Origin of the sequence: Streptomyces sp. NPDC091289 (assembly GCF_044757365.1) — a bacterium.
GTDB lineage: Bacteria > Actinomycetota > Actinomycetes > Streptomycetales > Streptomycetaceae > Streptomyces.
Genome location: NZ_JBIVUT010000020.1, coordinates 171,386 through 190,267, shown reverse-complemented (window position 1 = coordinate 190,267; position 18,882 = coordinate 171,386). Strand labels below are relative to the sequence as shown.

Genomic DNA, 18,882 nt, shown 5'->3' with positions numbered 1-18,882 from the left:
CCCGCCTCTTGGGGGCCCCCGCCCCGGGGGGTGGGGGGGCCCGCGGCGCGCCCCGCCGGGGCGCCCCCCCCCGGGGGGCGGGGGCGGGCGCCGCCCCCCCCCCCCCCCCCCCCCCCCCCGGGCCCCGCACCCATCGCCTTGCCCCAGGGAGTGACCGTGACCATGACCAGTACGGACGCAGCGACGGAAGGGCACGAGGCCGCGGCGCTCCTGGAGCGCACCCGTGCCGTCGTCGACCCGCATCTGCGATCGGCCGTGGAGTCGCTGCCCGGCGGCATACGCCGGATCGCGATGTACCACTTCGGCTGGGAGAACGCCGACGGAACCCCCGCCGCCGGTCAGGCCGGGAAGGCCATCAGGCCGGCCCTCGTGCTCGCCGCCGCCCGCGCGCTGGGCGGCGATCCGGAACGCGCGGTCCGGGCCGCCGTCGCCGTCGAGCTCGCCCACAACTTCACCCTGCTCCACGACGACGTCATCGACGAGGACACCACCCGCAGGCACCGGCCCACCGCCTGGGCGGTCTTCGGTATCCCGGACGCCATCATCACCGGCGACGCGATGCTCGCCCTCGCCCAGCGGCTGCTCGCCGAGGACACACACCCGGCGGCCGCCCGCGCCGCCGCCCGCCTCTCCTCCTGCGTCATCGAGCTGTGCGCGGGCCAGCAGGCGGACTGCGCCTTCGAGGAGCGCGGCCCCGACGAGGTCACGCTCGACGAATGCCTCGCCATGGCCACCGCCAAGACCGGCGCGCTGCTCGGCTGCGCCTGTGCGCTCGGCGCCCTCTACGCCGGGGCGGAGGACCGGGCGGTCCGCGCGATGGACGGGTTCGGACGCGAGGCGGGGCTCTCGTTCCAGCTCATCGACGACCTGATCGGCATCTGGGGCGACCCGGACCGCACCGGCAAGCCCGTCGGGGCCGACCTGGCCGCCCACAAGAAGTCGCTGCCCGTGGTCGCCGCCCTCACCTCGGGCACCCCGGCGGCCGCCGAGCTCGCCGCCCTCTACCGGGGGCCCATGACCACCTCCGGCGAGATCAACCGGGCGGCCGACGCGGTGGACCGGGCCGGCGGCCGGGACTGGGCCCAGGTCTGCGCGGCCGACCGGATGGCCCGCGCGGTCCACCACCTCTCCCGGGCGGTTCCCGACCCGAGTGCGGCGGGGGACCTGTTGGCGCTGGCCGAATTCGTCACCCGCCGGACCAGCTGACCCACCTCGTGCGACCGGCGCCGCCTTCTCAACTCTAGTATTCCGGAAGTTGGTTGAGGGAAAGCGGAGCGGGAGGGCGGCAGCCGGTCATGGGCATACGGATTCAGCAGGCGCGGGAGAGCGACCGGGAGCTGGTCGTCTCGGTCATGGAAGAGGCGTTCCACCACGACCCGGTCAGCAGCTGGGTGTTCCCCGACGAGGCGCACCGGCGTGCGGTGCACGGAAAGTTCCTCGGCGTCTTCGTCGACTCCGCCCTCGCCGAGGGCCGGATCGACATCGCCGAGGACAAGGCCGCGGTGGCCCTGTGGCTGCCGGTGCCCGCGGGGGCCCCCGAGGAGGAGGACCCCACGCCCGCCCTGATGCGGCAGACCGCCGACCCCGACAACGAACGCTGCGAACTGGTGGGCAGGCTCACCGGAGCGATCCACCCGCACGACCGTGCGCACGCCTACCTCCTGATGATCGGCGTCACCCCCGACCGCCAGGGGGAGGGCATCGGCGCGGAGCTGATCGGAGTGGAGCTGGAACGCTGCGACCGGGAAGGGCTGCCGGCCTATCTGGAGGCCAGCAGCGCCCGGAGCCGGGTGCTGTACGAGCGGCTCGGATTCCGCTTCCTCGGCCGCACCGTCGACCTGCCGGACGGCCCGCCGATGTACCCCATGTGGCGCGAACCCCGTACCGGTTGAACCGCTACGGAGGGTGGTACGGAAGCCGCCCGGGGCAGGGGCTACAGTCCCTGCTCATGACAGATGAGTCGTGGGCCGGCTGGTACCGGGACAACAAGGGTTCCGACGCCGTCGTGCTCACCACGGACGGACAGCAGCTCCGGATCCGGATCAGAGGGGTCGACTTCGAGGGCGAGAGCTTCGACGACCTGGGGCCGGTCGCCGGCATACCGCCGGAGAGCGGGATGTTCGCCCTCGCGGACGGTGCGCTCACCGACTGCGTACTGGAGTGGGACCTGCCGCTGCCCGTTCTCGTCGCGGGCACGCTCCGCCACGCCACGCTCGGCTGCCTGCTCTCCCTGCGCCGGGTCGACCCGGACCTCCACCTCGCCCTCCACCTGGACGGCGCGGTGTACGAATCGGCCCGCGCCGAGCGGGACTTCGGCGCCGCCCTGGCCGCCGTCCAGCGGATCCTCCCGGACGGCGTCCGGATCCAGACCTGTATCGCCTGCGCCTTCTCCGACTACTTCCCGGCCCCCGGCCGGGGCTTCTCCGGCGGTCTCGCCTGCTTCCGGGGGGCCAAGGCCGCCTACCGGGACTCGGCGGGCGAGGACGATGTCCTGGACCTGTGGGACCAGCGGTCCGGGTTCGTCCAGGAGGTCTGGAGCTGCCGCGAGTTCGAGGTGCGCCCGGCCGACGGCGCGGGCACCGGCCACCGGGGAGCCTTCCCGCTGGAACACGCCTGACCGGTCCGGGACCGCCCGCCGCCGTCGACATCGCTCACGTCCGTCCCGTACCGCGTTCCGGTACGGGGCGGACGCGTGTCGGCCCGTTGCCTCGGCCTGTTGCCTCAGTCCGTTGCTGCCTCCGTCCGTTGCCTCCGCCTCATTGTTCTACTAGCATGCGAACAACGGAGGTTATCCATGACAAGCAAGAACCTTGGCCGCGCCACGCTCGCCGCCCTGCCCTTTGTCCTCGTTCTCCTCATCGACCTCACTCTCTACGTCGCCGTCAAGGACCGCCTGCCCGACCGGCTGGCCGTCCACTTCGACGCCGGTGGCACCGCCAACGGGTATCTGAGCTTCACCGCCTATCTGCTCTACACGATCCCGGCGCTGCTCGTGCTCGGCGTCCTGTGGACCCTCATCGCGGTCAACGGCAGGCTCCACGGCCGCGCCCACCGCTGGTTCTTCGGCGGAGGCTTCGGCGTCGCCGCGTTCCTCGGCTATCTGCTGATCGCCGTCCTGTTCGTCAACGTCGACGCCCCCGCAGGCGGCCCGGCCGACGGCTTCCCGCTCTGGCACATCGCCGTCGCCCTCGGGGCGGCCGCCGTCGCCGGAGCCCTCGGGGCGCTGCTGTCCCGGCTGGTCCCCGCACCCGAGGGCCTCCGCGACGAGGACCTGGCGGGTCGGGAGCGGATCGCGCTCGCCGACGGTGAGGTGGCCGGCTGGGCGCGCGGGATCGGCGCGTGGTGGGCACCGGTCACCGTGCTGGCGATCCTGGCGGCCGGCGTCACCACCGGCCGCGAGCAGAGCTGGTTCATCGGGGTGCCGCTGCTGCTCCTCGCCCTGGTGCTGGCCACCTTCTGCCGCCCCCATGTCACGGTGGACCGGCGCGGCCTCACCGTCTCCGGCCTGCTGCCCCGGCCCCGGGTGCGGGTGCCGCTCGAGCGGATGGCGGGGGCGGACAGCCGTCGCGTCAACGCCCTGACGGAGTACGGCGGATGGGGCTACCGCATCCGCCCCGACCGCAGCGGCGTCATCTTCCGCTCGGGCGAGGCCATCGTCATCAGCCTGACGAGCGGCCGCGAGTTCGCCGTCACCGTCGATGACTCGGCCACCGGTGCGGCCCTGCTCAACACGCTGCTCGACCGACAGCGGGCGGGGCGCTGACCATGCTCTTCCGGGTCGATCCGACCTCCACCGTTCCGCTCGGGGACCAGATCGCCGCCTCGGTCCGGCGTGCGGTCGCCGAGGGCGCGGTGACCCCGGGCGAGCGGCTGCCCGCCGCCCGGGTGCTCGCCGAGTCCCTCGGCGTGAACGTCCACACCGTGCTGCGCGGCTATCAACGGCTGCGCGAGGAGGGGCTCATCGAGCTGCGGCGCGGCCGGGGCGCGGCGATCACCGCGGGTGCCTCGCCGCAGCGGGCCCGGCTGCTGGAGCGGGTCCGTGAGGCGGTCGCGGACGCCCGGGACCTGGGCATGACCGAGGACGAACTGCTGGCCCTCGTCCGCAGCGAACTCGACGCCTGACAGCTCGACGCCTGACAGGGGGAGGCGTCGCGTGGGTGAAGCGTCGGGTGGACGCGCGGAGGACCGTTCCGGATGCGGAACGGTCCTCTGTCGTGTGGGGGGTGCCGGCCGGCCCCGGGACAAGGGGCCGGCCGACCACAGTCACTGCTGCTGGTGTCGCTGGTGCGTCCCGGTGTCAGGAGGCGGAGCGGGCGAGTGCGGCCAGGCCGTTCTGCCACAGCTGGTTCACCCGCGCCCGCTCGTTGGCGTCCGGGTTGGCGTTGGTGCAGGACGGGCCGGGGCCGCCGCCGGACATCAACTCGCTGCACGGACCGGAGTAGTTGTCCGGGAGGCCGAGCACGTGTCCGGTCTCGTGCGTGGTGACGCGAGTGGAGTCGTACTGCTGGTTCTGGGCGTAGTCCAGGAAGATGTACCCGCGGCCGTGGCCGTCGGTGCTCGCGTAGGAGCCGCGCGGGTCGTTGCCCTCGCGGTACGTGAAGTCCGCGTTGGCGCCTTCCTGGAGCTGGACGTTGGAGACCGAGCTGTTCCAGATCTGCGTGCTGTTGGCTATCTGGCCGCGGAAGGACGGTGCGCTGGACGCGTTGTAGGTCACCGTGACGGCCTTGATGCCCGGGTTGGCGGCGCGCTTCTCGGCGACGGACTTCATGACCGCGTCGAGGAAGGCGCGGTTCGCCTCGGCGTTCTCGCCCGAGCCGTTGTACGCGGCGATGGTGGTGGAGGCGGAGGGGGCGGCAGGGGCCGGAGCGGCGGCGACGACGGGTGCGGTGCCCAGCGCGGCGACGAGGCCGAGCCCGGCGGCGGCGGTGGCGACGGCGGTCCTGAGGTGTCTCATGGGGGGATTTCTCCTACCTGTCCGATCGAACCCGCGCCGTGGGGGTGTCCGTTGTGCGGACAAGGCGTGGGGCGGTACGGGGAAGAGTGTGGTGCAGCGCACAGTCGCCGGGGATGATGCCGAACGGTGATAGCACCGCCCTATCGCCGTCCCGCCCCTCTCTTTGCGCACGTCAGCCGCCCGTGAACATGCCATGCGCACGTCATGTACACGGCATCGGCACACGCGCCGCCGCCCAACACTCCCTGAATTGCCGTCGTTTGGTGGGGTTGCGACGTCTGGTGCGCGGCGGACGGCGGTCATAGTCTCCGCAGCATGGAGCTGGAGGTGAGGCACCTGAGGGCGCTGTGCGCCATCGCCGACGCGGGCAGCCTGCATCAGGCGGCCCGTCGCCTGGGCGTGAGCCAGCCCTCCCTGACCACCCAGCTCCGGCGGATCGAGAACGTGCTCGGCGCCGAACTCTTCCGCCGCGAACGCACCGGCTGCCGCCCGACCTCCCTGGGGCAAGCCGTCCTGAGCCGGGCCCGCCCCCTCGTCGACGGCATGAGCGACCTGGTCGCCGAGGCGCTCGCGGAGGCCGAGGCCGCCCGGCCCCGCGGCTCCCGGCTGCGCATCGGCTCCACCGCGAGCCGGGTCATCGGCGGCTGGCTGCGCCGGCTGCGGGTCGCCCTGCCCGGCACCGACATCTCCCTGCGGGTCGACGTCTCCGCCCACGCGCTGCTGAGCTCGGTCGAGGCGGGCCGCCTGGACGTCGCCTTCGTGCACGAGGTGGAGGGCTGCCCGCTCGCGCTGCCGGAGGGCCTGGAGCAGCGCGTACTCGTGGACCGGGAACCGCAGTTCATCTCGCTGTCCCGGGACCACCCGGCCGCCCGCCGCCGTGTGGTGGAGCTCGGCGACCTGGCGGGCGACCCGTGGATGGTCGATCCGACGGTGGACGGCGAGTGGGACGGGGTGCGCCGCGTGCTCGGCGCCGCCGGGCTGAACCCGCCGGTCCTGCACGGCGACTACCTCACCGCCGCCTCCCTCGTCGTGCTCGGCGAGGCCGTCGCCCCCTGCCAGCCGACGTCGGGCCCGCGCGACGACATGGTGATCCGCCCGCTGCTGGGCGACCCGCTCGCGGTGCGGCTGCTCCTGGTCTCCCGGCCCGGCACGGACATCGAGGTGGTGTACGCGCAGTTGGAGGACGCCTACCGGGACGCGGCGCGACGGGCGAGCGGCTACCACGAGTGGCTGCTGCGCCACCGCTCCCCGCTGGCCTGCACGCCCTGACCCTTCGCCGGACCGCCTGCACCTCAGTCGGGGGGTCCCTGTCTTCGCCGTTCCGTCCGCGCGGGGAAGTTCCCCGTTCTGCTGACAGCGTGCTGGTGTTCCCTCGCCCCGTTCCGGTGGGCAGGGTGGTCCCATGAGGCTTCTGATGCTGGGCGGTACGGAGTTCGTCGGACGGGCCGTCACCGACGCGGCGCTGGAGCGGGGCTGGGACGTCACGGTGTTCCACCGCGGCCGCCACGCACCCCCGCCCGGCGTGCGCGCGCTGACCGGGGACCGGACCTCGGGCGCAGCCGGACTCGCGGCGCTGGCGGAGGGCGGGCAGGGCTGGGACCTGGTCGTCGACACCTGGAGCGGCGCTCCGTCCGCCGTCCGGGACGCCGCCCGGCTGCTCTCCGGCCGCGCCGGTCACTTCACCTACGTGTCCAGCCGCTCGGTGTACGCCTACCCGGCCGCCGCCGGGCTCGACGAGGACGGCCCGCTGGTGACCGGCGCCTCGCCCGACGACGGCGGGGACGTGCCGTACGACCGGGCCAAGCGCGGCGGTGAGCTGGCCGCCCTCGACGCCTTCGGTGACCGGGCCCTGCTGGCGCGGGCCGGGCTGATCATCGGCCCCGGGGAGAACATCGGCCGGCTGCCCTGGTGGCTGTCGCGGATCGCCCGGGGCGGACCGGTGATCGCCCCCGGCCCGCCCGGGGCGGAGCTCCAGTACATCGACGCCCGGGACCTGGCGGAGTGGATCCTGGACGCGGCGGCGGGCGGGCTGCACGGCGCGTACAACACCGTCAGCCGCCCCGGCCACGCGACGATGGGCGAGCTGCTGGCGGCCTGCGCGGCGGCCACCGGGTCCGACGCCGAGCTGCGCTGGACCGATCCGGAGGTCCTGCTGGCCGCCGGGGTCGAGCCCTGGAGCGACCTGCCGGTCTGGCTGCCGCCGGGCGAGCTGTACGACACGCTCCACCGGGGCGACCACACCAAGGCGTACGCCGCGGGGCTGCGCTGCCGCCCGGTCGGGGAGACCGTCGCGGACACCTGGGCCTGGCTCTGCGCCCGGGGCGGCTCGGCGCCCCAGCGCCCCGATCGCCCGCCCGTCGGCCTCGACCCCCGGCTGGAGGCGAAGCTGCTGGGTCTCTGACACACCGCCTTCGGGCGCGTGTCGCGCCGAAGAAACCTCCTATAGGCCTACACAAGAGGACAAGAGCGGCGTGTCATACAAACTGACTAAGTGTTAACCATGCATATTGCGCGGCATGGAACAGAAGGCGCGCAGGCGCGGCAACGCAATCCGGGCAGCAGTGACAGTGGCCACGGCCGCGGCGATGGTGGGCGTGCTGGCCCCGGCCGCGGGTGCCGATCCGCTGCCGGGCGGACTGGGACCCTGCCTCGGCAGCTCCTGCCCGCCCAGCTGGAACGATCCCAACAACGGCCCGGTCGAATTCTTCGACAGCAATATCAACGTCTACGTCGGCGGCGACTTCCTGGTCCGGGAGGCGGCGGCCGAGGCGGAGGGCAAGGTCGTCACCCTCGGGCAGTTCGACATGGACAAGCGGGACGGGGTCTCGCAGGTCTACAACGTCGGCATCGCGGGCGTCGGTTCGCGGGTTCCGCCGCCGGACGGCTCCGACTACCTGACGGCGGGCGGGGACATCACCATCGCCGACGGCGAGCGTCTCCTCGCGGAGGAGGGCACGCACTCCGGCCGCGTCGCGTACGCGAGCGACCTCACGGGCACGGTGGAGCCCGACACCGCCCCGCGCTTCGACGCGGACGCGGCCGCCCCGTACACCGAGCTGCGCCCGCAGCTCACCGAGGCCAGCCACTGCTACGCGTACGACGGCGACGAGCACCGTGAGGCCACCGGTACGTGGCAGGTGGTCGGTGACACCATGACGTTCACCGGGGACGGCACGTCCGCGATCCAGATCTTCGACGTGGACGCGGACCTGGAGGCGGAGACGGGCGGCAACACGGGCTTCGTGTTCAACGGCATCCCCGAGGGCGCGACCGTCCTGGTCAACGTCTACGGCAGCGCCCGCAGCGTCGCCACGTACATGGGCTCGTTCCCGAACGAAGGCCTCCGCGAGAACCTGCTGTGGAACTTCCCGGACGCCACCGATCTGTCGCTGACCGGCCCGGCCCAGTTCGAGGGCAGCATCCTGGTCGGCCAGCCGACGAGCACCACCGTGCTCAGCATGAGCGGCACCAACGGCCGCTTCTACACGGCGGGTTCGCTCACCCACACCTCGGCGGGCGCGTCGGGCGGCCAGGAGATCCACGCGTACCCCTTCGACGGCGACCTGCCGTCCTGCACACCCGACCCGACGCCGACCCCGACGGATCCCACGCCGACCCCCACGGACCCGACGCCGACCCCGACCGACCCGACGCCGACCCCGACCGACCCCACCCCCACGCCGACGGACCCGACTCCCACCCCGACGGATCCCACACCGACGCCGACGGACCCGACTCCCACCCCGACGGATCCCACGCCGACGCCGACGGATCCGACTCCCACCCCCACGGACCCGACGCCGACGCCGACGGATCCGACTCCCACCCCCACGGACCCGACGCCGACCCCGACCGACCCCACCCCCACACCCACCCCGACCGACCCCAGCGCCACGCCGACCGACCCGACCCCCAGCCCGACGGACCCCACGCCGACCCCCACCGAGCCCACGCCGACCCCCACCCCCACCGGCCACACGCCGCACCCCACGCACTCGCCGAGCCACCCGGGTGAGCTGCCCGACACCGGCTCCCGGGGCGGCGAATGGATCCTCGGGTCCATCGCGGCAGCGCTGGTGGCCGCCGGTGGCACGGTCCTCGTGGCCACGCGCAGGGCTCGTCGCCGCACCTTCTAGCAGGCGCGGAGCAGCGCCCGTTAGCGTGGTCCGATGACCGAACCACCGACCGAACCGCCGACCGGACCGCTGCTCCACCTCGCCGAAGCACCTCTGTGGGAGGCGGCCCGCGGGACAGGGACGTACGAGATGTCCACCCGCGGCCGCACCCTCCAGGAGGAGGGCTTCATCCACCTCTCGCTGCCCCACCAGCTCCCCGGGGTGGCCCGGATGCTGTACGGGGACGGAAACGGGGACGGGGACGACGACCGGGACCTGGTGGTCCTGGTCGTCGATCCCGGTCGCCTGGCCGACCCCGTCCGGTACGAGGCGATGAAGCCCGGCGGCGAGGAGTTCCCGCACCTGTACGGACCGCTCCCGGTGGGCGCGGTCGTGGAGGTGCGGCCCTGGCACGGGGAATCCCCGGCACGGTGAACAACGAGAGGAAGACGAACCCAGTGATCGGCCCCCTCACCGCGGTGACCGGAGCGACCGGAGCGGTCGGCGGCCGGGTCGCCCGGCGGCTCGCCCGGACCGGCGTACCCGTACGGCTTCTCGGCCGCGACCCCGCCCGGCTGCCCGACCTGTCCGGCGCCGACCACGCGCCGGCCGCCCGCTACGGCGACGGGGAGGCCATGCGCCGGGCCCTCGACGGGGCCCACACCCTGTTCCTGGTCTCCGCCCACGAGAGCCCCTACCGGGTCCGCGAGCACACCACGGCGATCGACGCCGCCGTGGCGGTGGGCGTGGAGCGGATCGTGTACGTGTCCTTCCAAGGGGCCGCGCCCGACGCCACGTTCACCTTCGCCCGCGACCACTGGGACACCGAGGCCCACATCCGTACGGCCGACGTGCGCCACACCTTCCTGCGCGACAACTGGTATCTGGCGGGACTGCCCGCGATGACCGGGACCGACGGTGTGCTGCGCGGGCCGGGCGGCGACGGGCGGGTGGCGGCCGTCGCCCACGAGGACATCGCCGACGCGGCGGCGGCCGTACTGCTGGACGAGGGCACGGACCACGACGACCGGGTCTACGACCTCACCGGACCCGAGGCGTTCACCCTCGCCGAGGCGGCCGAGGAGCTGAGCCGGGTCACCGGACGCCCCGTCGTCTACGTCCCCGAGACCCGCGAGGAGGCCTACGCGTCCCGGGCCGGCTACGGGGCCGAGGACTGGGAAGTGGCCGGCTGGGTCACCTCGTACGAGGCCATCGCGAACGGGGAACTGGCCGCCGTCTCCGACGCGGTGCCCACGCTCACCGGCCGCCCCGCGCAGAGTTTCGCCGAGTTTCTCGTGGAGACCCCGGACAGCTACCGCCATCTGCTGCCCGGCGGCTGACAGGGAGACCCCGTATCAGCGCCACGGGATGTGACGCCACGGACTGCCCTCGCTCTCCGCCAGCAGACGGTGGGCGAGGACATTCTGTTCGTAGAACGGCCCGTACTCCTCCTCGTCGAACCGCAGCACCCGCCCCAGCGCGTACCCCGCGGAGAAGTCCTCCCAGGAGCGGTGGGCCGACTTGCTCAGCGCCCCCGCGTAGACGATCGCCTGCTCGGCGTCGGCGGGGGCGCAGTAGCGTGCCGCCAGCCCCCAGCGCGCCAGGTTCACCGCCCGCCCGTAGTCGTAGGCGACCGTCGTGTGCACCCGGCCGTCCGGCGGCAGCAGCCCGTCCGCGCGGAACCGGGCCTCGTAGCGCATGATCCGGCGCACCAGCTCCTCGATGCCCTTCACCGTGCCGGAGTCCGCCCCCAGATCCTGGGCGTGGCCCGCCGCGGTCTCGCGCCACAGGTCGGCCGAGGGCAACTCGCCCAGGGCGGAAGTCAGCTGGTCGCGGGTACGCAGCACGAAGTCCGGCTCCGGCGGGCTGTTGGCGGCCTCCAGCAGTGCGTCCAGCTGCTTGCGCCACTCCGCGTGGTCGGTGATGCCCCAGGAATCGCGCAGCAGCTCGCGCTCGGTGGTGTACTCGCGGTAGACCGTCCCGACCTCGTTCCACGGCACCGCGTTCCCGATCGCCAGATGCGCGCCGCAGGCCAGCCCGTACGCCAATGGCCCGTGCAGCGCGCCGTGGCGCAGCGCGAGCAGCCGGTTCTCCCGGAGACGGTCGTTCTCCGCGTAGGCGCGCTGCCACAGCGCCAGGTCCGTCGGGCCGGTGGGCAGCAGCAGTTGGCCGGGAGTCCCGACGTTGACCCCGAGGAACACGTGCGGGTCGGACCAGCCGAACTCGGCGGCCCAGCGCAGCGTGACCCCGTGGAAGACCCAGTCCGGATGCCACGCGGGCAGCATGCCCCGGGTGAGCACGGGCCGGCAGACGAAGCCCGACGGGTCGTGGTGTGCGCGCCACGTGATGGTGTCCGGCTTCGCGTCCGCCTCGGCACGCGGCGCCGGGATGTACAGCTCGGCCCCGGCCAGCGCCGCCAGTTGGGCCCGTGGATCGCCGCGCAGCGCCGCCTCGTGGAGGAGCTGCTCGGTCTCGGACGGCGGGACCCAGGCAGCCGGGGGAGCAGGGGCGGCCGGGCCGGCCGAGGCAGCCGGGGGGTGGTTCGGGTGGATCGGGTTCATGACCACGCGATGTTCCTGTAGGGGCCGGCGGGGTCCTGGGTCAGGATGCGGTGCTCGGCGAGCGACTGCTGGTACGTGGGCTCCGCCGCCTCCGGTCCGTCGTCCTCGGCCCGGTGGACCACCCGGGCCATGAGGTAGCCGAGGGAGAAGTCCGCCCACGAGGCGTAGGCCGCCCGGGCGAGTTCACCGAGCCGCAGGACGTCCTGCTCGGCCTCGTGCGGATCGCCGTACCGGGCGCCGAGCGCGAGCCGTACGACGTTGACCGCCCGGCCGAGGTCGAAGGCGGCCAGGGTGTCGACGCGGCCGTCCGGGGCGAGCACGCCGTCGGCCCGGAACTTCTCCTCGTACAGGGTGAGGTACCGCAGCGCCCGGTCGGCCACCGCGCGGTCGTCGGCGTCGCGCGCGGCGAAGGCTCGGGCCACCGCCTCGGACCATTCCTCGCGGGCCGGCGTGCGCCCCAGCCGGTTGGCCAGGGTGTGCCGGGTGCGCAGGACGGCCTCCTGGACGCGCCCGACCAGCTGGTTCTTCATCAGGGACGCGAGACGGTCGCGGTACTCGGCGCGGTGCGGGATGCCCCACGGGCTGCGCAGCCGGGCCCGGTCGGTCGCGTAGTCCTCGTAGGCGGCGCCGAGCCGGTTCCAGATCAGGCCGTTGGTGACGGCCAGATGGGCACCGAGCGCCAGCCCGTGGGCGAGCGGCCCGTGCAGCGGCCCGCCGCTGTCGGTGAGCAGGACACCCTGTTCCGGCCCGCCGGAGTGTTCTTCGGCCTTCAGCCAGGCCTTCAGGTGCTTGGGCCGGGCGTCGACCGTCGCCGCGAACGGGGTGCCGTGGTTCACCGCGAGCCGGCGCACGTCGTACGGCCAGATCCGGGCCAGCTCGCCGATGCTGACCTCGCGGAACACCCACTCCGGGTGCCAGGGCGGCAACACCCCCTGGGTCAGGACCGGGACACAGGTCCGCCGGCTGGTCTCGTCGCGGATCGTGGGCAGCGGGGCCGTCCAGCCGGGGATGTCCGCGTGCAGCCGGGCGACGAGCACGTACAGCCGGGTCCGCGCGAGCAGCTCCACGACCGCGTCGGCGCCGCCGCCCGCGACGGCCGCGGACAGCGCGCGCTCGATCCCGGTGGGCGCCACCGCTTTGCCGCTCTCTGTTTCTGTCCCGTTCCCCGTTGTCACGGAGCCGATCCTACGAAACGGGCCTCGCGCCGGGCGTGGGTGGTCAGCGCTCCCCTCGGCCCGGGTGGTCAGCGCCCCCGGCCCGGGTGGTCAGAGGCCCGCCGGGCGCACCAGCCCCGACTCGTACGCGAACACCGCCGCCTGGGTCCGGTCGCGGACGCCCAACTTGACCAGGATCCGGCCCACATGGGTCTTCACCGTCTGCTCCGCCACGATGAGCTGCCGGGAGATCTCCGCGTTCGACAGGCCCCCGGCGATCAGCGTCAGCACCTCCGTCTCGCGCTCCGTCAGATCCCCGATCCGCTCCTTGAGCGGCGGGCGCGGGGCCCCGGCCGTCCGGGAGAACTCCACGATCAGCCGCTTGGTGATGTTCGGCGAGAGCAGGGCGTCGCCCGACGCCACCACCCGTACCGCATGGGCGAGTTCGTCGGCGGAGGCGTCCTTCAGCAGGAAGCCGGACGCACCCGCGCGCAGCGCCTCGTACACGTACTCGTCGAGGTCGAAGGTGGTCAGCACGAGCACCTTCACCGTCGAGCCCTCGGGGGAGGTGATCCGCCGGGTCGCCTCGATGCCGCCCAGCTCGGGCATCCGGATGTCCATGAGGACGACGTCCGGGGCGAGTTCGGCGACCTTGGCGACGGCGTCGAGCCCGTTGACGGCCTGCCCGACGACCTCGATGTCCGGCTCGGCGTTCAGCAGCACCGTGAAGCCCTGGCGGACCATCATCTGGTCGTCGGCGATCACGGCGCGGATGGGTGGCGGTGTCATGGGGCGTCCTCGGTGGTCGTGATGGCGGGCAGGAGCGCGGTGACCTCCCAGCCACCGTCGGGCGTCGGGCCGGTGGCGAGCTCACCGCCGAGCATCGTGGTGCGCTCGCGCATTCCGAGCAGGCCGTGACGCACTCCGGGGGAGGGGGCGGCCGGGCGGACGGGCGGGGTGTTGACGACCCGGACGGTCACCCCGGCGGACCGGTGGCCGATCGTCACCTCGGCGCTCGCACCGGGCGCGTGGCGCATCACGTTGCTCAGCGCCTCCTGCACGATGCGGTACGCGGACAGTTCGACGCCCGGCGACAGGGGGCGGGGTGCGCCGGTGGTGGTGACGGTGACGGCGAGACCGGCGGATCGCACGGTGGCGACCAGCTCGTCGAGCCGGTCGAGACCGGGTTGCGGGGCGTGTCGCGTGCTCTGGGCGGGCGCGTCCTCCGAGCGCAGGACGCCCAGCACCTGGCGGAGCTCGGCGAGGGCTTCGAGCGCGTTCTCGCGGATGCCGGTCAGGTTCTTCCGCAGCTCCTCGGTGGGATGCTCCACCAGGTGCGGGGCGACCTGTGCCTGGATGGAGATCACCGACATGTGGTGGGCGACCACGTCGTGCAGCTCCCGGGCGATCCGGTTGCGCTCCTCCAGGAGGGTGCGCCGGGCCCGTTCCTCGGCGGTCAGCTCGGCCTGGACGACGAGGTCCTTACGGGCGAGGCGCAGACTGCGCAGTGCCGCGCCGAGGACCAGGGCGACGACGAATACCGGTGCGGAGCGGTCGAGGTCCATGTTGTGCCGCTGGGTGGTGTGCAGGGTGAGCGCCATCCCCGCGAGCAGGGTGAGGGCCAGCGCTCCCGTCGCGCGGCGCAGCGGGACGCGCAGTGCCAGCAGGAACAGCGCCCCGCCCTGGAACACCATCCCCATGACGCTCCAGGGGAACAGCCGGTCCGGGCTCATGACCGGCTCGGTGACCAGGACCGTGGTCACCGACAGCGCGGTCGCCGCCCACCAGGCCCCCACAGGCCGGATCATCCCGGCCACCAGCACGACCGACTGCGCCAGGGCGGCCAGCACGGCCCACCCGCTGACTCCGTTGCTCGCCTCCGTGACCAGTTCATTGGTACGGGGCACCGCGAAGCAGGCGGCCGCGATGATCAGCAGCACCAGCAACGACGGCCGCCACACCGGCGCGTCCGGTTCGCCCATGCGCGGCACCCGGTCGGCGGGCGCCGCCCACAACTCCTCGTACAGGGCACGCGGCACACGGCGCACCGCCGCCCGCAGGCGCACCGCCCTCGATGACGTCACCGCCCCCACCGCCCCCTCGGCTCCACTCGCCCTCAGACTAGGCACGACGCGCCCGCCCCTTCCGCTCGGGTGCGGACTCCCGTACGACGAGGGAGCCCCCGCCGCCACGCCGCCCGCTGCCCTGCTCGTAGCCCCGGAACGCGGCCCAGCACACCAGCAGGGCCAGCGCGAACACCGGCAGCCAGAGCACCCGGGCGGCCACCCAGCCGGCGCCGTCGGGCACGGTGTGCAGCCCCGGCAACGGGCCACCGGCGATCAGCAGCGCGCTCGCCGTCACGACGATCATCGCGGTCTGGTGCCAGAGGAACACGGTCATCGCCGACAGGTTCACCACCGCCACCACCGCCCACGCGACGGGCCTGCGCAGCACCCGGCGCAGCGGCCCGAGCAGCAGCAGCGCCGCCCCGCACTGGGCCAGGCCGAACGCCACGGCGGCCAGGCTCGGCGGGTCCAGGTTGGATATCCGGCCGCCCGGAACGCCCACCATGGCGGCCGGATACCCGGCCCACAGCACCAGCGCGCCGGCCGCCGAGGCCCCGCCGAACAGCAACGCCCAACGATTCCACCGGCCACGCAGCCCGCCCCGCGCGACCAGCGCCCCCAGGCAGTACGGCACCAGCCACCCCGCGACCACGTTGATCCACCCCAGCTCGCGCGGACCGCCGAGGCCGAACCGTACGAGGTCGACGTGCAGCACCACCACCAGCGGCCACAGCGGGTGCAGCCGGGCCACCAGAGGGGTCAACGCGGTCAGCGCGGCGAAGACGAGCAGGAACCACAGCGGGGACCAGACCAGCTTGGCCAGCGCCCGGACGGTCGGCTCGCCCACCCCCGCGACCAGCATCGCGGCCGCCGCGAGCGCCCACACCACGACAACCGCCGCCACCGGCCGGAACAGCCGCGCCAGCCGACCGCCCACCCACGCCCCGTACGGCACCCCCCGCTTCCGCGCCGAGGTCCAACTCCCCGCCGCCACCTGCCCGCCCACCAGGAAGAACACCGCGAGCGTCTGGAACACCCAGGAGACCGGGGTCAGTTCCGGCAGGTACGTCAGCGGGCTCGCCCCGCGCACCGTGCCGCTGTCGGCGACCAGCGCGGTCACCAGCCAGTGCCCACCCACGACGCCCAGGATGGCCAGGGCTCGCAGGGCGTCCACGGCCCGGTCCCGGCCGGGCGGGGTGGCGGCCTCGATCCGCGCGACGAGTCCGGTCATCGAGGGGCCCCCAGCGGTTCGGCGCCCGACACGATCCGGCCCAGGTTCGTCAGGGACCGCGACCCGGGCCGCAGATAGTCGCTGTGGCCCCCGCCGCCCGCGTCGAACACCTCGGCCCCGAACCTCTCCGCCACCGGATCGGTCCCGAACCCCACCGTCGCGACGAACGGCACCCGCACCCGCACCTGCGGCACCCGGGAGATCCAGTCCCCGCCGCTCCGGCCCGCCCACACCCGCGCCCGGGTGCGCAGCGAGCGGGCATCCCCGACCCCGACCCCGGGGCTGCCGTAGAGGACGAGGGCGTCGGCGGAGGTCCCCGGCGCGGACCGGGCGCAGATCACCGAACCGTAGGAGTGGCAGAGCAGGCTGATCCGGGCGGCGGGCCGCACCGCGCGCACCTCGTCCACCAGCGCCCGCAGCCTCGGCGCGGCCTCGTCGGCGCGCCCGGTCGTCAGGGCGGCCGGGCTGACGGTGGCGGGCGAGCGGTACCCCAGCCAGACGACCACGGCCGCGCCCTCACCCAACTCCCTCTGCAACGCCACCGCCCCGCGCCGCAGCCGCCCGTACGCGTCGAGCCCGACACCGGCCCCCGGCACCAGCACCGCGATCCGCCGGGCCCCGGACAGCTCCCCGACGACCTCCACGCTCCGGCCCCCGTCCCGCCCGTCGAAGGCGAGGAACTGCCGCCCGGGCGCGGCCATCGCCCGCAGTGAGGCCGCCCGCTTGAGGTCCCCGTGCCCGGAGGCCGCCCGCCCGGCCGCCCGGATATCGGCCCGGTTCACCCCGTACCGCTCCTTCAGCGCCGCCGGGCTCGCGTCCCGGAGCGGCCCGAGAACGGTCGGCGCGGGGGCGGGCACGGCGGCGGGGCGGGCCGCTCCGGACACCGGCACGGCCACCGCGAAAGTGACGAGGACGGCGAGCAGGGTGCGGCGCAGACGAGGTCTGCGCGGGCGGTCCGCCATGGGGCGAGGTCCTTCCGTACCGGGGGCATGGGGTGCTTCCGATACAGAAGTTATGGACGGGGGAAGGTAGTTGACGTCCCGCTGAAGAGTGCACCTGCGGGGTGGCTCTCAGGTATGACGCGGGGGACGCGGCGCGGCGTCAGCTGCGGCCGGTGTGGTCGAGGATCGCGCCGGCGAGCGGGGCGTGCACCTCACGGGGCAGCGCGTGCCCCATGCCGGGGATCTCGACGAGCCGGGCGCCGCGGATCGCCTGGGCGAGGTGCTCGGCGTGCGGGGGAGGAGCGACCGGTTCGGCGGGCGCCGAGATGACCAGGGTGGGCACGCGGGTCCGGGCGAGCTGCTCGGTGCGCTCCATGCCGGAGTAGTCGGCGCGGGCGTGGGCGGTGCCGGCGTGATGGTGCCCGGTGTGCGCGATGATCCGGCGTTCCTGCTCGCGGGCGTAGTCGGGGTCGAAGGGGATCAGACCGCCGCCGAGCGCCCGCCAGTGCTCGACCCGGCGCTCCAGCTCCGCCTCCGGGCCGTGGTCCTCGACGGGCCGCGACCACAGCTCCATCAGCTCCGGGGCGACGCCGGGCAGTTCCTCGGGCGGGACGCGGCGGCCGCCCGGGGCGGTGTACGGGACGGAGCTGAGCGCGTTCGTCCCGATGACCGTGGCGCTCAGCAGCCGCTCGGGGTGATCGGCGACGAGCAACTGCGTGAGCATGCCGCCCAACGACATCCCCACCACGTGCGCCCGCTCCACGCCGAACGCGTCCAGCACGGCCACGGCGTCCTCGGCCAGCGCGGTGAGCGGATAGGGCTGTGCGTCGAAGGACCAGGTGGAGCGGCCGGTGTCCCGGTGGTCGTACCGGATCACGCGGTGGCGCGTGGCGAGCAGCTCCACCAGCTCGTCGGGCCAGCCGAGCCCGGACGCCTGCGCGCCCATGACGAGCAGCAGGGCGGGGGCGTCGGGAGAACCGTGATCCTCCGCCCAGAGGCGCACGCCGGGGGCGACGTCGATGAAGCGTTCCATGGTGGACCTCGCTGTTCCGGTGAGTGCACGACGTGAGCGAAAAGTGAAACGATACGTATCGTCTCGTTTCAACGTTAGCGCATCGCCGGGTCTGAGGCCAAGGGGGTGGAGGTGGCCGGGAGGGGTGGCGCCCTTCTCCGTCTGCCGCCCCTCCCGGGCCGGTCTACCGGCTCGGGAGGATCGCGGCCTCGATGTCGGCGAGTTGGGCGGCGAGGATCTCTTCGAACGCGGCGCGGCGGTCCACCCCGAGCGGGCGGACATCGCGGGCGAAGTGGGCCAGGGCGGGGAAGCGCTCGGGGTCGGCGCCGAGTACCGCGACGCGGAACAGCTCCATGCCCTGTTCGTACTCTTCCGGGGTGATGGTGCTGATTCCTGCCTCGGAGGCGATCAGCGCGGTGATGAGGACCGCGAGCCGATGGTAGCGCGCCGGGATCTCCTCGTCGGGCAGTCCCGATGCGCGCAGGGCCTGGAGCACCTCTTCCATGACCAGCCGGGAGCCGGCGCCGCCTGACGCGTACTGCCCCCAGACCGAGGCGAGTTGGGGCTGCTGACCGAAGGCCTCTCTCACGCGCAGGGCCAGGGCGGTGATGCGCTGCTTCCAGTCACCCTCGGCGCGGTAGCCGTCCATGGAGGCCAGGAGGATCCGGTCGGCGACCGCGCGCAGCAGCTCCGTCTTGCTGCGGAAGTGCCGGTAGAGGCTGGAGGAGTCGGTCCCGAGGGTCGCGGCGAGCTTGCGCACGCTGAACGACTCGGTGCCGCTCGTGCGCAGCAACTCCACTGCCGCGTCCATGATTTCCTCGGTCGCCCAACGCTTTCGACCTGCCATT

At 73.8% G+C, this 18,882-nt stretch carries 19 protein-coding genes; 10 read left to right on the top strand and 9 right to left on the bottom strand.

Annotation, left to right across the window (positions count from 1 at the left end; genetic code table 11):
* Positions 1-162 precede the first annotated feature (162 nt).
* The 5 genes from ACIQPT_RS26435 (at position 163) to ACIQPT_RS26415 (ending at position 4,122) form a co-directional block, all read left to right on the top strand.
* Positions 163-1,206: a family 2 encapsulin nanocompartment cargo protein polyprenyl transferase gene (locus ACIQPT_RS26435; RefSeq protein ID WP_401159135.1), complete on the top strand. Its 1,044-nt coding sequence runs from the start codon at positions 163-165 to the stop codon at positions 1,204-1,206.
* A gap of 89 nt (positions 1,207-1,295) precedes the next feature.
* The gene (locus ACIQPT_RS26430) at positions 1,296-1,892 is read left to right on the top strand and encodes a GNAT family N-acetyltransferase (protein ID WP_401159133.1); all 597 of its coding nucleotides are present in this window, start codon (positions 1,296-1,298) and stop codon (positions 1,890-1,892) included.
* Between the two features lie 56 nt (positions 1,893-1,948).
* A complete protein-coding gene (locus ACIQPT_RS26425) occupies positions 1,949-2,617 on the top strand; it encodes a DUF6304 family protein (protein WP_401159131.1) in 669 nt (222 codons plus the stop codon).
* Between the two features lie 177 nt (positions 2,618-2,794).
* Positions 2,795-3,763 carry a DUF1648 domain-containing protein gene (locus tag ACIQPT_RS26420; protein WP_401159129.1) on the top strand — a complete coding sequence of 323 codons (969 nt, stop codon included), beginning with the start codon at positions 2,795-2,797 and terminating at the stop codon, positions 3,761-3,763.
* Between the two features lie 2 nt (positions 3,764-3,765).
* On the top strand, positions 3,766-4,122 hold the full coding sequence (locus tag ACIQPT_RS26415; RefSeq protein WP_137231769.1) for a GntR family transcriptional regulator: 357 nt from the start codon (positions 3,766-3,768) through the stop codon (positions 4,120-4,122).
* Positions 4,123-4,297: 175 nt separating this feature from the next.
* Here the strand turns inward: ACIQPT_RS26415 and snpA are convergent, their stop codons facing one another.
* A complete protein-coding gene (gene snpA / locus ACIQPT_RS26410; protein WP_401159125.1) occupies positions 4,298-4,954 on the bottom strand; it encodes a snapalysin in 657 nt (218 codons plus the stop codon).
* A gap of 315 nt (positions 4,955-5,269) precedes the next feature.
* Between snpA and ACIQPT_RS26405 the strand changes: the two genes are divergently transcribed.
* The 5 genes from ACIQPT_RS26405 to ACIQPT_RS26385 all read left to right on the top strand — a co-directional run bounded on the left by ACIQPT_RS26405 (position 5,270) and on the right by ACIQPT_RS26385 (position 10,409).
* Positions 5,270-6,223 (top strand): LysR family transcriptional regulator, encoded by a 954-nt coding sequence (locus ACIQPT_RS26405; RefSeq protein WP_401159123.1) that lies wholly within the window; start codon positions 5,270-5,272, stop codon positions 6,221-6,223.
* Positions 6,224-6,356: 133 nt separating this feature from the next.
* Positions 6,357-7,355, top strand: a complete 999-nt coding sequence (locus ACIQPT_RS26400) for an NAD-dependent epimerase/dehydratase family protein (protein WP_401159122.1) — start codon at positions 6,357-6,359, stop codon at positions 7,353-7,355.
* A gap of 115 nt (positions 7,356-7,470) precedes the next feature.
* A complete protein-coding gene (locus tag ACIQPT_RS26395; protein WP_401159120.1) occupies positions 7,471-9,090 on the top strand; it encodes a choice-of-anchor A family protein in 1,620 nt (539 codons plus the stop codon).
* A 33-nt stretch (positions 9,091-9,123) separates the two neighbouring features.
* Positions 9,124-9,504: a DUF952 domain-containing protein gene (locus ACIQPT_RS26390; RefSeq protein ID WP_401159119.1), complete on the top strand. Its 381-nt coding sequence runs from the start codon at positions 9,124-9,126 to the stop codon at positions 9,502-9,504.
* 23 nt (positions 9,505-9,527) lie between these two features.
* Positions 9,528-10,409, top strand: coding sequence for an SDR family oxidoreductase (locus ACIQPT_RS26385; protein WP_401159117.1), 882 nt, complete (start codon positions 9,528-9,530; stop codon positions 10,407-10,409).
* Between the two features lie 15 nt (positions 10,410-10,424).
* Here the strand turns inward: ACIQPT_RS26385 and ACIQPT_RS26380 are convergent, their stop codons facing one another.
* From ACIQPT_RS26380 to ACIQPT_RS26345, 8 genes are all read right to left on the bottom strand, one after another.
* Complete coding sequence (locus ACIQPT_RS26380; protein ID WP_401159116.1) at positions 10,425-11,630, bottom strand: DUF1266 domain-containing protein; 1,206 nt, start codon at positions 11,628-11,630, stop codon at positions 10,425-10,427.
* Entirely contained in the window at positions 11,627-12,805 is a 1,179-nt protein-coding gene (locus ACIQPT_RS26375; protein ID WP_401159114.1) for a DUF1266 domain-containing protein, read from the bottom strand. The genes ACIQPT_RS26380 and ACIQPT_RS26375 overlap by 4 nt, the downstream gene beginning before the upstream one ends.
* Before the next feature lie 90 nt (positions 12,806-12,895).
* Positions 12,896-13,573, bottom strand: coding sequence for a response regulator (locus ACIQPT_RS26370; RefSeq protein ID WP_401159112.1), 678 nt, complete (start codon positions 13,571-13,573; stop codon positions 12,896-12,898).
* A complete protein-coding gene (locus ACIQPT_RS26365; protein ID WP_401159149.1) occupies positions 13,570-14,877 on the bottom strand; it encodes a sensor histidine kinase in 1,308 nt (435 codons plus the stop codon). Before ACIQPT_RS26365 ends, ACIQPT_RS26370 begins: the two co-directional genes overlap by 4 nt.
* Before the next feature lie 28 nt (positions 14,878-14,905).
* Positions 14,906-16,081, bottom strand: a complete 1,176-nt coding sequence (locus tag ACIQPT_RS26360) for an acyltransferase (RefSeq protein WP_401159111.1) — start codon at positions 16,079-16,081, stop codon at positions 14,906-14,908.
* Positions 16,078-17,043, bottom strand: a complete 966-nt coding sequence (locus ACIQPT_RS26355) for an alpha/beta hydrolase (protein WP_401159110.1) — start codon at positions 17,041-17,043, stop codon at positions 16,078-16,080. The genes ACIQPT_RS26360 and ACIQPT_RS26355 overlap by 4 nt, the downstream gene beginning before the upstream one ends.
* Positions 17,044-17,182: 139 nt before the next feature.
* On the bottom strand, positions 17,183-18,055 hold the full coding sequence (locus ACIQPT_RS26350; RefSeq protein WP_401159108.1) for an alpha/beta fold hydrolase: 873 nt from the start codon (positions 18,053-18,055) through the stop codon (positions 17,183-17,185).
* A 163-nt stretch (positions 18,056-18,218) separates the two neighbouring features.
* Complete coding sequence (locus tag ACIQPT_RS26345) at positions 18,219-18,881, bottom strand: TetR/AcrR family transcriptional regulator (RefSeq protein WP_401159106.1); 663 nt, start codon at positions 18,879-18,881, stop codon at positions 18,219-18,221.
* Between the last annotated feature and the right edge of the window lies 1 nt (position 18,882).

Coding starts and splice junctions, on each gene's coding strand:
- ACIQPT_RS26420 (WP_401159129.1), top strand. CDS start 2,795: ATGACAAGCAAGAACCTTGGCCGCGCCACGCTCGCCGCCCTGCCCTTT.
- ACIQPT_RS26350 (WP_401159108.1), bottom strand. CDS start 18,055: ATGGAACGCTTCATCGACGTCGCCCCCGGCGTGCGCCTCTGGGCGGAG.
- ACIQPT_RS26425 (WP_401159131.1), top strand. CDS start 1,949: ATGACAGATGAGTCGTGGGCCGGCTGGTACCGGGACAACAAGGGTTCC.
- ACIQPT_RS26405 (WP_401159123.1), top strand. CDS start 5,270: ATGGAGCTGGAGGTGAGGCACCTGAGGGCGCTGTGCGCCATCGCCGAC.
- ACIQPT_RS26370 (WP_401159112.1), bottom strand. CDS start 13,573: ATGACACCGCCACCCATCCGCGCCGTGATCGCCGACGACCAGATGATG.
- ACIQPT_RS26415 (WP_137231769.1), top strand. CDS start 3,766: ATGCTCTTCCGGGTCGATCCGACCTCCACCGTTCCGCTCGGGGACCAG.
- ACIQPT_RS26345 (WP_401159106.1), bottom strand. CDS start 18,881: ATGGCAGGTCGAAAGCGTTGGGCGACCGAGGAAATCATGGACGCGGCA.
- ACIQPT_RS26400 (WP_401159122.1), top strand. CDS start 6,357: ATGAGGCTTCTGATGCTGGGCGGTACGGAGTTCGTCGGACGGGCCGTC.
- ACIQPT_RS26430 (WP_401159133.1), top strand. CDS start 1,296: ATGGGCATACGGATTCAGCAGGCGCGGGAGAGCGACCGGGAGCTGGTC.
- ACIQPT_RS26390 (WP_401159119.1), top strand. CDS start 9,124: ATGACCGAACCACCGACCGAACCGCCGACCGGACCGCTGCTCCACCTC.
- ACIQPT_RS26435 (WP_401159135.1), top strand. CDS start 163: ATGACCAGTACGGACGCAGCGACGGAAGGGCACGAGGCCGCGGCGCTC.
- snpA (WP_401159125.1), bottom strand. CDS start 4,954: ATGAGACACCTCAGGACCGCCGTCGCCACCGCCGCCGCCGGGCTCGGC.
- ACIQPT_RS26355 (WP_401159110.1), bottom strand. CDS start 17,043: ATGGCGGACCGCCCGCGCAGACCTCGTCTGCGCCGCACCCTGCTCGCC.
- ACIQPT_RS26395 (WP_401159120.1), top strand. CDS start 7,471: ATGGAACAGAAGGCGCGCAGGCGCGGCAACGCAATCCGGGCAGCAGTG.
- ACIQPT_RS26380 (WP_401159116.1), bottom strand. CDS start 11,630: ATGAACCCGATCCACCCGAACCACCCCCCGGCTGCCTCGGCCGGCCCG.
- ACIQPT_RS26360 (WP_401159111.1), bottom strand. CDS start 16,081: ATGACCGGACTCGTCGCGCGGATCGAGGCCGCCACCCCGCCCGGCCGG.